A 12,806-nucleotide genomic window follows, 5' to 3' on the forward strand; every position below is an offset into this window, starting at 1 on the left:
CCCAAAGGAACGGGCCGGGGGGAGCAGTCCACATCGGCCCTGGCCAGGGAAGGGCGGGCGGTCTTCGGGGCGCGTCAGATCGCTACGCGCTTCTCGCGGCTTGGCGGCTGCGGTCCGTCTGGGGCTGGACATAGGCCGCCCACGGATCGTGGTGGGGGCGCTGTGACGGCGTCTGCGGGCCGTGCGGGAGGTAAACGATCAGATGGTGGAGCGTGAGGTTGGATTCATCAACCTCACGCTCCATCACAGCCCATTCCGAACTCCATCGGACGTCTGTATGGGGGAGATGACCCGCTGACGGGTCTTGTACGGGTGGACGGCGGTCGGACGCTCGACCGAGGGAAGCGCGTAGCGATCTGACGCGTGAGGCCCGGCCGGACTGCCGTCTGGGTCATCTCACCGCTGTTTGGCGCAGGTACCCGGCTGCCGGGCCCGGAAAGGGCTGCCCTGGGCCCCGCCTGGAGGGCGTGCCCGCTACATGAGCCCCAGACGGGCCGCAGTCGCTATGCCGTGCGAAGCGCGTAGCGATCTGACGCGCCCCGAAGCCCGCCCGCCCTTCCCTGGCCGCCGGGAAGGGGAAATGTCCCCCCGGCCCGTTCCTTTGGGGGGTTCCCGACAGTCTTCGTATGTCCGGGGCGGGACGGTCGGTCAAGGGTGGAGCGCAGCGACATCGCGAAGCGACGCGACGACGAAGGAGGAGCGCCCTTGAGGGACCGGCCCGACCTGGAGAGACGATGAGACTGACGGGAAACCCCCATACCTGTCCGCTCCCGCCCGGCCGAAGCCCCCGCCGCCCACACCCCCGCCCCACCCTCGTATCCCCACCCCCGCCCCCTCCCCTTGCCCCCGCCCCCGCCCCCGAGGCATGCTTCGCCAGGGCAAAGGGGAGGGGGCGTCATGCCGGTGGACAAGCGGACCGTGGGTACGGCGGTGCTGTGTGCCGTGGCGGCGTTGGGGGCCTCTGCCGCCGTGGCGGTGCTGGTGCCGCCGCCCGAGGGGGGTGCGCCCGTGCGGGCGAAGGCCGCGCCGACTGCGTCGGCGAGTGGCCCGTCGCGATCGCAAGCGGCGAAGCCGCAGCTCTCCGCTCCGCCGCGGATGACGCTGCCGCCCGCCGTGGTACCGCAGCCGGGTGGCCCGGCCGCCTTCACCGGAGCACTGTTCACCAAGGGCCTGGACGGCGACCACTTCTGCACCGCGACCGTCGTGCACAGTCCGGGACGCGATCTCATCGTCACGGCCGGCCACTGCCTGATCGACGGGGAGCAGGGCGAAGGGGGTGCGGTCTTCGCACCCGCGTACGCGAATGGTGCTGCGCCGTACGGTACGTGGAAGCTGGAGGAGGTCTTCGAGGACGACCGCTGGGCCGAGGGCACCGACGACGACTACGACCTCGCCTTCGCCCGCCTCGCTCCGGACGCCCAGGGCCGCGGCATCGAGGACGTGACCGGCGCGGCGGTGCTGGACGCCGGCGGCCGCGCGGGCGAGGAGGTCACCGTCACGGGCTACCCCGCCGACCGCAAGGTTCCCCGTACGTGCACGGCGGTCACGGTGCGCGAGAGCGCAACCCGGCAGCGCTTCGACTGTGCGGACTTCCCCGGCGGCACCAGCGGCAGCGCCTGGATCGCCCGGGACGGGAAGATCATCGGCATCCTGACCGGCGGGGACACGGACGACGTGTCGACCAGCACCGTCCTGGGGGAGTACGCGGCCACGCTCTACGCGAAGGCCGTCGCGGCCCGCCGGGCGTGACGCGCCGCAGCTCGACACGCCCGGCGGCCTGACGGTAGGAGTCCGGCTCTCCGTGGCATGGCGGTGTCGGTTCAGGGGCGGTGAAGACCGGCTGCTGTACGGTCGGTTCAATGAGCAAGCACGCCCGGGCCCGCTCCCGTCGACCCCGTACCCCCCGCGCCTCCCGCCGGGTGGCCCTGGCGGCCACCCTGGGCCTGGTGGCGTTCGGGGCGGCCTGGACGTACGCCGCGGAGCGGCCGGACAGGGCGGCGGCCGCGGCCCGTTCGGACGCGCGTCCGCAGGCGGCGGTCCGTGCCGCGCGCGACGCGCCCCGGGATCCGCTCCAGGGCCTGTCCGGGATCAGCGAGCAGACCCGGGCCCGCATTCCGGCCGAGTCCCGCCAGCTCGTCCTGGTCACCGGCAGGGGCCGGGACTCCTCGGAGTCCACCGCCGCGTTCTACACCCGTCCGGCGGCGGGTGCGGACTGGGTCCGGGTGGAGAGCTGGCCCGCCCGCAACGGCGCCAAGGGGTGGTCCGCGGAGCGCACGTACGGCGATCTGACGTCCCCGCAGGGCGTCTTCGCGCTGACCGACGCGGGCGGCCTGCTGGCCGCGCCGGCCGGCACCCGGCTGCCGTACGACCAGGACGAGGGCTTCGTCGCCTCGGGTCGGGGCGTGAACGGCGAGTCGCTGGCCGGCGCCTTCGACTATGTGGTCGCGATCGACTTCAACCGCAGGCCGGGCACCTCCCCGCTGGACCCGGACAAGCCGGAGGGCGAGGCCAAGGGCGGCAACATCTGGCTCCACGTGGACCACGACGGCCCCTCGCAGGGCTGCGTCGGCATCCCGAAGGAGGCCATGAAGAAGGTCCTGGAGCGCTTGGACCCGGCGGCGAAGCCGGTCATCGTGATGGGCCCGGAGGGGTTCTGACCCGTCGGTGCCGATGACGCGTCGGTTCTGACCCGTGGGTGCCGATGACCCGTCGGTGCCGATGGCGCGTCGGTTCTGACCCACCGGTTCTGACCCACCCGTTCTGACTCACCGGTTCTGACCCACCGGTCCTCAGGCGCGGACCCGTGGGACCGGCGACGGTCGCCCGATGGAGGCGGCCGCGCAGGGCTTCGGTACGGGGGACCCGTCGAAGGACACCGCCTTCCCCGGCCCGGTCGAGAGCGCCTCGGTGGCCGCCGCGGCCGGTCCGGCGCACCTCGGCGAGGGTCGCCGCGCCGACGGCCGGCGCGCAGCCGTCCGGCCGCGCCGCGTCGATCAGTGCCGGCCGTGAACGGATCACCGGCGGTGAGCAGGACGATCCCGCCGTGGGCCGGACTCCGCAACGCCCGGAACGGCCGCCCCGCCCCACCCCTTGCCTGACGGACCGTCAGCTACGACGATGGCCCGGCACCGTAGGGACGGATGGGCACACGAATCGGCAGGCGAAATCGGCAGGCGAAGGCGAGGCGGGTCCGGCATGGCGCGCGTGTTTCCGGAAGGTCGGCTGGTCTACGGGATGCAGCTCCCGATCCAGTCGCAGAGCACCATCTACGCGGAACCCTGGGAGGCGGCGGCCGGCGCGGCCGATCTCGCCGAGATCGCCCGGGCGGCGGACCGGGCCGGCTTCGGGTACCTGGCCACCTGCGACCACGTGGCCATCCCGCGCCGGCTCGCGGGGCCCATGAGCACCGTCTGGTACGACCCGGTGGCCACCCTCTCCTTCCTCGCCGGGATCACCGAGCGCGTCCGGCTGCTCAGCCACGTGGCCGTCCTCGGCCTGCGCCACCCCCTGATCAGCGCCAAGCAGTACGCCACCGTCGACCACCTCTCCGGCGGCCGGCTGATCCTCGGTGTCGGCGCCGGCCACGTCGAGGAGGAGTTCGAGGTCCTCGGCGCGGACTTCGCCCGGCGCGGCGCCGTCCTCGACGAGACCCTGGACGCGCTGCGCGTGGCGCTGGGGCCCGAGGAGTACCCGGAGTTCGAGGGCGAGCTCTTCTCCTTCAAGGACCTCGGCCAGCTGCCCCGCCCGGTCCAGCACCGGATTCCCGTCTGGGTCGGCGGCTCCTCGGCTCCCGCCGTGCGCCGGGCCGCCGTCCGCGGCGACGGCTGGCTCCCGCAGGGGGACCCGCGCGACCGGCTCCCGGCGCAGATCGCCCGGATTCGGGAGCTGCGCGCGCGGGCCGGGATCGAGGACCCCTTCGAGATCGGCGCGATCACCGAGGCGCTGTACGTCGGCGAGCCCGGCTGGGACACCGGCCGCCGGACCCTGACCGGCGCGGCGCAGGCGCTGGCCGAGTCCCTGCGGGAGTACCGGGCGCTGGGCGTGGACCAGATCCAGGTCCGCTTCCGCAGCCGCGACCGCGCCGAGCTGACCGATCAGATCGCCGCGTTCGGCGCCGACGTGGCGCCGCACCTCAACGACTAGGAGGCACCGGCATGGGCAAGCTCGACGGACGGGTCGTCGTCATCACCGGCGCGGCGCGCGGCCAGGGCGAGCAGGAGGCCCGCCTGTTCGCCGCCGAGGGCGCCAGGGTGCTGCTCGGTGACGTACTGGACGACCAGGGCGCGGCCGTGGCCGCGGAGATCGGCGGGGACCGGGCCCGGTACGTGCGGTTGGACGTGACCCGGGAGGAGGACTGGGCCGCGGCGATCGCCGCCGCGAAGGAGGCCTTCGGGCCGGTCGACGGGCTGGTCAACAACGCGGGCATCCTGCGCTTCAACGAGCTGACCGGGACCCCGTTGGAGGAGTTCCGGCAGGTGGTGGAGGTCAACCAGGTGGGCGCCTTCCTCGGCATCAAGGCGGTCGCCCCGGAGATCGAGGCGGCCGGCGGCGGCACGATCGTCAACACCTCCTCGTACACCGGTCTGACGGGCATGGCGTACGTGGGCGCCTACGCGGCGACCAAGGCGGCGGTCCTGGGGCTGACGCGCGTCGCCGCCATGGAGCTGGCGGGCAAGGGGATCAGGGTCAACGCGATGTGCCCGGGGGCCGTGGACACCCCGATGGCCAATCCGGGGCTGCTGGATCCGGCGGGGCTGACCGACGAGGCCCGGGAGGCGATGGCCGAGCTGTACCGGCGGGTCGTGCCGATGGGGCGGGTGGGGCGGCCGGAGGAGGTCGCGAAGCTGGCCCTCTTCCTGACCGGCGACGACTCCTCGTACATCACCGGCCAGCCGTTCGTCATCGACGGCGGCTGGATGGCGGGCGTCAGCATCGCCTGAGGCTCCGGCGAGTTATCTGATGGAGCGTCAGGTATTGACGCTCCGGCCCCGGCGGTGGAACAGTCGGGGCATCAAATCTGACGCAACGTCAGAAACAAAAGGACGGTGAACCCCCTTGGAATTCGGGCTCTTCGTGCAGGGATACGTGGCCGAGTCACGGTCCAAGGTCGACCCGGAGGCGGAGCACAAGGCGCTGATCGAGGAGACCGAGTACGTCATCCAGGCCGACAAGTCGGGCTTCAAGTACGCCTGGGCCTCCGAGCACCACTTCCTGGAGGAGTACTCGCACCTCTCGGCGAACGAGGTCTTCCTCGGGTACCTCGCGCACGCCACCGAGCGCATCCACCTGGGCTCCGGCATCTTCAACCCCCTCGCGCCGGTGAACCACCCGGTGAAGGTGGCCGAGAAGGTCGCCATGCTCGACCACCTCTCCAAGGGCCGCTTCGAATTCGGCACCGGGCGCGGCGCGGGCAGCCACGAGATCCTCGGTTTCCTCCCCGGCATCGAGGACATGGACGGCACCAAGGAGATCTGGGAGGAGACCATCGCGGAGTTCCCCAAGATGTTCCTCCAGGAGGAGTACGAGGGGTTCCAGGGCAAGCACTGGTCGCTGCCGCCGCGGAAGATCTTCCCCAAGCCGTACGGCAAGGCCCACCCGGCGATGTGGTACGCCGCCGGCTCCCCCTCCTCGTACGCGATGGCGGCGAGGAAGGGCCTCGGCGTGCTGGGCTTCAGCGTGCAGAAGGTCTCCGACATGGAGTGGGTGCTGGAGCAGTACAAGACGGCCGTCCAGGAGGCGAAGGCCATCGGCGCCTTCGTCAACGACAACGTCATGGTCACCTCCACCGCGATCTGCGCCGAGACCCACGACAAGGCCGTGGAGATCGCCGTCAACGCCCACATGAACCGCTTCCAGTCGCTGGTCTTCCGCTACCACGACACCTTCCCGCGGCCCGAGGCGATCCCGCAGTGGCCCGAGCTGCTGCCGGAGTACAACGCGGAGATCATCGAGCTGCTGATCGCCGAGGAGCTCCTGATCTGCGGCGACCCGTCCGAGGTGCGCGCCCAGTGCAAGCGCTGGGAGCAGGCCGGCGCCGACCAGCTCTCCTTCGGCCTGCCGACCGGCGTCTCGCCCGAGGACACGCTCACCACCATCAAGCTCATCGGCGAGCACGTGATCCCGCACATCGACACCGACCCGGTCCACCGCACGACCCGCTTCCGCCAGGCCGCCTGACCCGGCGGGGGAACGGGGCGGCGTCTTCCCGGACCGCTGCCCCGAACCGTCCCCGGCCGGAGGCCGCCCCAGGGCCGCGGCCGGCCCGGCGGCCTCCGGCCGGGGGCCCGGCGTCCACGCACGGGTGCGGCGCCGCTGCGGGGGCTCCGCCCCCGTACCCCCGCTCCTCACACGCCGGAGGGGCTGGATTTTCGGCTGATGCCGCCCGCGGGTGCGCCTGGACTGCCGGAAGGCAAAGGGCGGCCGCAGCCCGGGGACACGGCCCGCTACCCGAACACCGGCAGAAGGGACGTCATGCTCGACCACCTGATCAAGGGCGCTACCGTCGTCGACGGGACCGGCGCGCCCGCGCGCGTCGCCGACGTCGGCATCCGGGACGGCCGGATCGTCGCCATCGGCGACCCCGGCACCGTCACCGAACAGGCCCGCACCGGCGAGGACGCCACCGGCCTCGTGCTGGCGCCCGGCTTCGTCGACCCGCACACGCACTACGACGCCCAGCTCTTCTGGGACCCGTACGCCACGCCCTCCATGAACCACGGCGTCACCACCGTCGCGGGCGGCAACTGCGGCTTCACCCTGGCCCCCCTGAACCCGGCGCGCCCCGAGGACGCCGACTACACCCGCCGCATGATGAGCAAGGTCGAGGGCATGGCCCTCAAGGCCCTCGAAGAGGGCGTCGACTGGAGCTGGTCCACCTTCGGGGAGTACCTCGACGCCCTCGACGGCCGGATCGCCGTCAACGCCGGGTTCATGGTCGGCCACTGCGCCCTGCGCCGCCACGTCATGGGCGAGGCGGCCGTCGGCGGACAGCCCACCGCCGAGCAGATGGACGAGATGCTCGCCCTCTTCCACGACGCCATGGACGCCGGAGCCTGGGGCCTGTCCACCACCCAGTCCTCCACCCACTCCGACGGCGCCGGCGACCCGGTCGCCTCCCGGCACGCGAAGCCGGAGGAACTGCTCGCCCTCTCCCGGGCGGTCGCCGAACACGAGGGCACCCAGCTCGAAGCCATCGTCGCGGGCTGCCTCGACCAGTTCTCCGACGGGGAGATCGACCTCCTCGTCGAGATGAGCGCGACGGCCGGACGGCCCCTGAACTGGAACGTCCTCACCATCGACGCCTCCGTCCCCGAGCGGGTCCCGCGCCAGCTGGTCCCCAGCGAGCGCGCCCGCCGGGCCGGCGGCCGGATCGTCGCGCTCACCATGCCGATCCTCACCCCCATGAACATGTCGCTCGGCACCTTCTGCGCGCTCAACCTCATCCCCGGCTGGGGCGAGGTCCTCGCCCTGCCCGTCCCCGAGCGGATCGCGAAGCTCCGCGACGCGGACGTGCGGGCCGAGATGCTGCGCCGCGCGGACAGCAAGGAGGCCGGCGTCTTCCGCCGCCTCGCCACCTTCGGGCGGTACGTCATCGGCGACACGTACAGCAAGGAGAACGACGGCCTCTCCGGGCGGGTCGTGAACGACATCGCCGCCGAGCGCGGCCAGGACGCCTTCCACTGCCTGGTGGAGATCTGCGCCAACGACGACCTGCGCACGGTGCTGTGGCCGATGCCCACCGACAACGATCCGGCGAGCTGGGCGCTGCGCCGGGAGACCTGGCAGCACGAGGACGTCATGCTCGGCGGCTCCGACGCCGGCGCGCACCTGGACCGCATGTGCGGAGCCCCGTACACCACCCGCTTCCTCGGCGACTGCCTGCGCGGCCGCAGGCTCGTCCCGCTGGAGCAGGCGGTGAAGATGCTCACCGACGATCCGGCGCGGCTCTTCGGGCTGCGCGAGCGGGGCCGGATCGCCGAGGGCTACCACGCGGACCTGGTCCTCTTCGATCCGGAGCGGATCGAGGCCGGACCGGCGACGCTCGTGCACGACCTCCCCGGGGACAGCCCGCGCCTGGACGCGCGGGCCGTCGGGATCGTGTCGGTGCGGGTCAACGGGGTGGAGACCATCCGCGACGACGAGGTGACGGGCGCGGTCCCGGGCATCGTGCTGCGGTCGGGCCGCGACACGAGGACGGTGAGCACGCGATGAGCGGCCGGGCGCCCCAGCGGCTCTACATCGGCGGGGAGTGGGTGGAGCCGGCGGGCGGCCACTACGAAATCGTCAACCCGGCCGACGAGTCGGTCGTCGGGCTCGCTCCCGAGGCCTCGCGCGGCCAGGTCCAGGAGGCGGCGCGGGCCGCGGCCGGTGCCTTCGAGGCCTGGTCCCGCACGCCGCCCGAGGAGCGGGCGGCGATCCTGGACCGGGCCGCCGACATCATCCAGCGCGAGTACGAGCCCTGGTCCGAGCTCGCCCGGCAGGAGTCGGGCGCGCCGACCGGCATCGCCCGCGCCATGCAGGTCGGCGTCGGGGTGGCCCGCTTCCGGCGGTACGCGAAGGGCGCCCTGGAGCCGGTGGAGCGGGGGCTGCCGCCGCAGGTCACGCAGGCCGGACCGATGGGGCGGGCGAGCGTGCTGGGAGCGCTGGAGGTGCGCCAGCCGGTCGGCGTCGTCACCTGCATCACCTCCTACAACAACCCGTGGGCGAATCCGGCGGGCAAGGTCGCCCCGGCCCTGGCCATGGGCAACACGGTGGTGGTCAAACCGGCCCCGCAGGACCCGCTGTCGGTGTTCCGGATGGCGCAGGCGCTCGACGAGGCCGGGGTCCCGGCGGGCGTGGTGAACGTGGTCTCGGGCACCTCGGTGGAGGTCGGCGAGGCCGCGGTGGACTCCCCGGACGTGGACATGGTGTCCTTCACCGGCTCCACGGGCGTCGGCCAGCGCATCGCCGAGGTCTGCGGCCGGACGATGAAGCGGCAGCTGATGGAGCTGGGCGGCAAGGGCGCCGCGCTGGTCTTCGAGGACGCCGACCTGGACGCGGCGGTACTGGGCATCGGGACGACCTTCTCCTTCTACTCGGGGCAGATCTGCACGGCGCCGACGCGGGTGATCGCGCACCGCGCGGTCTACGACCAGCTGGTCGAGAAGCTCACCGGCTACCTCACCTTCATGCAGGTGGGCGACCCGGCGGTGCGCGGCACGGTGGTGGGCCCGGTCATCTCGGCGGCGCACCGCGACCGGGTGGAGTCGTACGTCGAGCTGGGCCGCAAGGAGGGCGCGCGGATCGCCTTCGGCGGGGAGCGCCCGGTGGTGGGCGACGGCCGCGGCTTCTACGTGGCGCCGACCCTGCTGGTGGACTGCACCCGCGACATGCGGGTGGTACGGGAGGAGATCTTCGGCCCGGTGGTCGTGGTCGTCCCCTTCGACGGCGGCGAGGAGGAGGCCGTGGACCTGGCCAACGACAGCGACTTCGGGCTGATCAGCTACGTCTGGTCCGGGGACCCGGCGCGCGCCTTCCGGGTGGCGCGGCGGCTGCGGTCGGGCGGGGTGGGCGTGAACACCATCGGCCGGAACATGGAGGCGCCGTTCGGCGGTTTCAAGCGGTCGGGCGTGGGCCGGGACGTCGGCTCGTACGCCCTGCACGCCTACAGCGAGGTGCAGTCGATCGTCTGGACGGCCTGAACCCCCGTGGGCCGGGGCCCCGCCCCCGTCCCCCGCCCCCGCCGGGGCACGGGGGCGGGGGGCGGGGTCAGGGGGCGGGGTCAGGGGGCGGGGTCAGGGGGCGGCGTCGAGGGTGAAGGCGGCCTCGCCCCGCACCCGGCCGTTGACCTGGAGCTGCACCAGGTGCTCGCCGGAGTGGTAGCGGCGGGTGGTGATCGGCTTGAAGGAGTGCCGCTTGGTGCCGGTGAGGGTCTCGCCGGGGGCCATGCTGCGGGTCGTGAGCTTGAAGACCTTCGGGGTGCGGGCACCGTTGGCCTTGACGTGCTGGACCACGTAGTCGACGACCAGTTCGGCGGGTAGCGCGCCGGCGTGGGTGATCGCGTAGTCGAAGACCAGGTACTCCCCGACGGCGACGTGCGGGGTGGTGACGACGGGGCCGTGCACGCTGACCTCGACGTCGGGGGAGTGGCCGAGCAGGGTGAGCGCGTCGGGCCGGCCTGCCTTGACCAGGGTGCGCAGTCCGTGCCGGACGACGCGATCCGTCGTGGGGGCGGGGTCCGTGCGCCACTTCGCGGCGATCTCCACGGCGAGCGCGGGGTGGTCGCGGCTGATGTCGTTGAGGTGGTTGGCCACGGAGCGGCGGACGTACTCGGACCCGTCGCGGTGCAGGGCGTCGAGCAGGGGCACGGCCGGCCGGGGGTCCGCGATGAACGCGGGCAGCTGCGGCGCCCACGGCAGGCGCGGCCGGGTGCCCTCGCTGACCAGGCGCCGCACGTGCGGGTCGGGGTCCCCGGTCCAGCCCTCGACCACGGCGAGGGCGCGGGCGGGATCGGCGCGCAGGAAGGGGCGTACAGCGGATTCGGCGGTCAGCCGGGGCGTGAGGTCGCGCAGGAGCGCCAGGCCCGGCTCGAAGGCCGCGAGCCCGCGGACGCCGACGGCCTCGTTCACGGGGAACGTCATCCAGCCGGTGAAGCCGGGGTCCTCCAGGGCGGTGCGCAGGACGGCCTCGAAGGCCGGCCAGTCCGCCGGGAGGTCGGCGAGGACGGCGTCGCGGACGGCGGCGACGCGTCCGCTGAAGGCGAGGCCGCCGAGGGTCGCGGCGCGGGCGCGGAGCGCCGGGGAGTCGGGTCTGCGGGCCGCGTGGGCGAGCAACCGGGCCAGGTTACTGACGGTATCCGCGCTGAGGAGCTCGTCGGCTGTGGGCATGGGGCCAGTCTGGCGGACCGGGCCCGGGTTTCGGGCGCCCCTGAAATTGGCACGGGAAAGTTTGGAATGGGGCGAAACGGACACGCCTGCGGTTTCCGCATTCCGGAAGGTTGGGCAGCGTGCCTTTCGAACCATGAATGGATGTCTGAGTGAACCTTGTATTGCGGGAGTGTGAACGAAGTCACTGCCGCGATTCGAAGGATTTTAGCCCTGTGGAGTACTGGACTTAAGCCCTCCGGATGAGGAAACCGCACCCTCTAACGTCCTGACCCATGACTCAGCTGGACGTCCGGCCTCAGGTCGGAGACACGGTAAGCGGCGTCGCCGAAGGCGATGTGCGCGGCAAGGGCCTCGGCAAGGGGTCCGTCGGACTGGTGGGCAGCGCCGTCATCGGCATCTCCACCGTCGCCCCCGTCTACTGCCTGACCTCGACCCTCGGCTCCACCGCCGGCGAGGTCGGCGTCCAGATGCCGGCGGTCTTCCTCGCCGGCTTCCTCCCGATGCTGCTGGTCGCCTTCGCGTACCGGGAGCTCAACAAGGCCATGCCGGACTGCGGCACCTCCTTCACCTGGACCGTCAAGGCCTTCGGCCCGCGGATCGGCTGGATGTGCGGCTGGGGCCTGGTGATCGCCACGATCATCGTGCTGTCCAACCTGGCCGGGGTCGCCACCTCCTACTTCTGGCTGCTGGCGGGCGAGATCACCGGCAACGCCTCGATCGCCGCCCTCGACGACAACAAGCTCGTCCACATCGCCACCTGCCTCACCCTGATCGCCGTCGCGACCGCCATCAGCTACCGCGGCATGACCGCCACCAAGGGCGTCCAGTACGCCCTCGTCGGCCTCCAGCTCGTGGTCCTCGCCCTCTTCGTCGCGATGGCCTTCCAGAAGGCCTCCGCCGGCAGCTTCGACACCGGCCTGGACTTCTCCTGGTCCTGGATGAACCCCTTCGCGGTCGAGTCCATGGCGGCCTTCACCGCCGGACTCTCCCTCTCGATCTTCATGTACTGGGGCTGGGACGCCTGCCTGGCCACCAACGAGGAGACCACCGGCTCCGCCAAGACCCCCGGGCGCGCCTCGCTCATCGCCATGGTGGTCCTCGTCGGCTCCTACCTGGCCACCGGCGTCGCCGCCCAGATGGCCGTCGGCTCCGGCGGCGAGGGCCTCGGCCTGGCCAACGAGGAGACCTCCGGCAACGTCTTCGCCGCCCTCGCCGGCCCGGTCATGGGCCCGATGCTCGGCATCCTGCTCTTCGTCGCGGTCCTGGCCTCCGCCGCCGCGTCCCTGCAGACCACCTTCATCCCGGTGGCCCGCACGGTCCTGGCCATGTCGACCTACGAGGCCCTGCCGCCCGCCTACGCCAAGGTCCACCCCAGGTTCAAGACCCCGGGTCGCGCCACCGTCATGGCGGGCGTCGCGACCGGCGTCTTCTACACGGTGATGACCCTGCTCAGCGAGAACGTCCTCACCGACACGATCTTCGCCCTCGGCCTGATGATCTGCTTCTACTACTCGCTGACGGCCTTCGCCTGTGCCTGGTACTTCCGCACCGAGCTGCGCCGCTCCGCGCGCGACCTGTTCTTCAAGGGCGTCTTCCCGGTCCTGGGCGGCCTGCTGCTGGCGGCGGTCTTCTGCAAGACGCTGATCGACATGTGGAACCCCTCCTACGGCTCCGGTTCCACCGTCCTCGGCGTCGGCAGCGTGTTCGTCATCGGCGTCGGCCTGCTGGCCCTCGGCCTGGTCGTCATGTTCGTCACCGAGCGCCGCAGCCCGGCCTTCTTCCGCGGCCAGGTCCTGACGAAGTCCACCCCGGCCCTGGTGGTCGAGGACTGACCCCTCCCGCCCCCGCCCCACGGCTGAGTCGCCACCCCCGGCCCCGGATCGATCCCCGATCCGGGGCCGGGGGCGTTGCGTACGCCTTCGCCTGCGGGGAACGGCCGGC

10 protein-coding genes are annotated in these 12,806 nt (G+C 72.5%); 9 read left to right on the forward strand and 1 reads right to left on the reverse strand.

Annotated elements, in window-relative coordinates:
- The first annotated feature begins 1,095 nt into the window (after positions 1–1,095).
- The 8 genes from ACFWU6_RS27565 to ACFWU6_RS27600 all read left to right on the forward strand — a co-directional run bounded on the left by ACFWU6_RS27565 (position 1,096) and on the right by ACFWU6_RS27600 (position 9,680).
- Complete coding sequence (locus ACFWU6_RS27565; protein ID WP_383983603.1) at positions 1,096–1,749, forward strand: trypsin-like serine peptidase; 654 nt, start codon at positions 1,096–1,098, stop codon at positions 1,747–1,749.
- A gap of 110 nt (positions 1,750–1,859) precedes the next feature.
- A complete protein-coding gene (locus tag ACFWU6_RS27570) occupies positions 1,860–2,657 on the forward strand; it encodes a hypothetical protein (RefSeq protein WP_383812578.1) in 798 nt (265 codons plus the stop codon).
- A gap of 169 nt (positions 2,658–2,826) precedes the next feature.
- Entirely contained in the window at positions 2,827–3,009 is a 183-nt protein-coding gene (locus ACFWU6_RS27575) for a hypothetical protein (protein WP_383983605.1), read from the forward strand.
- A gap of 186 nt (positions 3,010–3,195) precedes the next feature.
- Positions 3,196–4,143, forward strand: coding sequence for an LLM class F420-dependent oxidoreductase (locus tag ACFWU6_RS27580; protein ID WP_383812574.1), 948 nt, complete (start codon positions 3,196–3,198; stop codon positions 4,141–4,143).
- 11 nt (positions 4,144–4,154) lie between these two features.
- The gene (locus ACFWU6_RS27585) at positions 4,155–4,940 is read left to right on the forward strand and encodes an SDR family NAD(P)-dependent oxidoreductase (RefSeq protein WP_383812572.1); all 786 of its coding nucleotides are present in this window, start codon (positions 4,155–4,157) and stop codon (positions 4,938–4,940) included.
- A 115-nt stretch (positions 4,941–5,055) separates the two neighbouring features.
- Positions 5,056–6,177 carry an LLM class flavin-dependent oxidoreductase gene (locus tag ACFWU6_RS27590; RefSeq protein ID WP_383983607.1) on the forward strand — a complete coding sequence of 374 codons (1,122 nt, stop codon included), beginning with the start codon at positions 5,056–5,058 and terminating at the stop codon, positions 6,175–6,177.
- A 294-nt stretch (positions 6,178–6,471) separates the two neighbouring features.
- Entirely contained in the window at positions 6,472–8,211 is a 1,740-nt protein-coding gene (locus ACFWU6_RS27595; RefSeq protein WP_383983609.1) for an amidohydrolase family protein, read from the forward strand.
- Positions 8,208–9,680, forward strand: coding sequence for an aldehyde dehydrogenase family protein (locus ACFWU6_RS27600; RefSeq protein ID WP_383812141.1), 1,473 nt, complete (start codon positions 8,208–8,210; stop codon positions 9,678–9,680). Before ACFWU6_RS27595 ends, ACFWU6_RS27600 begins: the two co-directional genes overlap by 4 nt.
- A gap of 93 nt (positions 9,681–9,773) precedes the next feature.
- Here the strand turns inward: ACFWU6_RS27600 and ACFWU6_RS27605 are convergent, their stop codons facing one another.
- A complete protein-coding gene (locus ACFWU6_RS27605; RefSeq protein WP_383983611.1) occupies positions 9,774–10,865 on the reverse strand; it encodes a DNA alkylation repair protein in 1,092 nt (363 codons plus the stop codon).
- Positions 10,866–11,137: 272 nt separating this feature from the next.
- On the opposite strand from ACFWU6_RS27605, the gene ACFWU6_RS27610 reads away from it, so the two are divergent.
- Positions 11,138–12,697, forward strand: coding sequence for an APC family permease (locus ACFWU6_RS27610; RefSeq protein WP_383983613.1), 1,560 nt, complete (start codon positions 11,138–11,140; stop codon positions 12,695–12,697).
- Positions 12,698–12,806: the final 109 nt, after the last annotated feature.

This window comes from Streptomyces sp. NPDC058674 (assembly GCF_042716505.1).
Classification (GTDB): domain Bacteria; phylum Actinomycetota; class Actinomycetes; order Streptomycetales; family Streptomycetaceae; genus Streptomyces.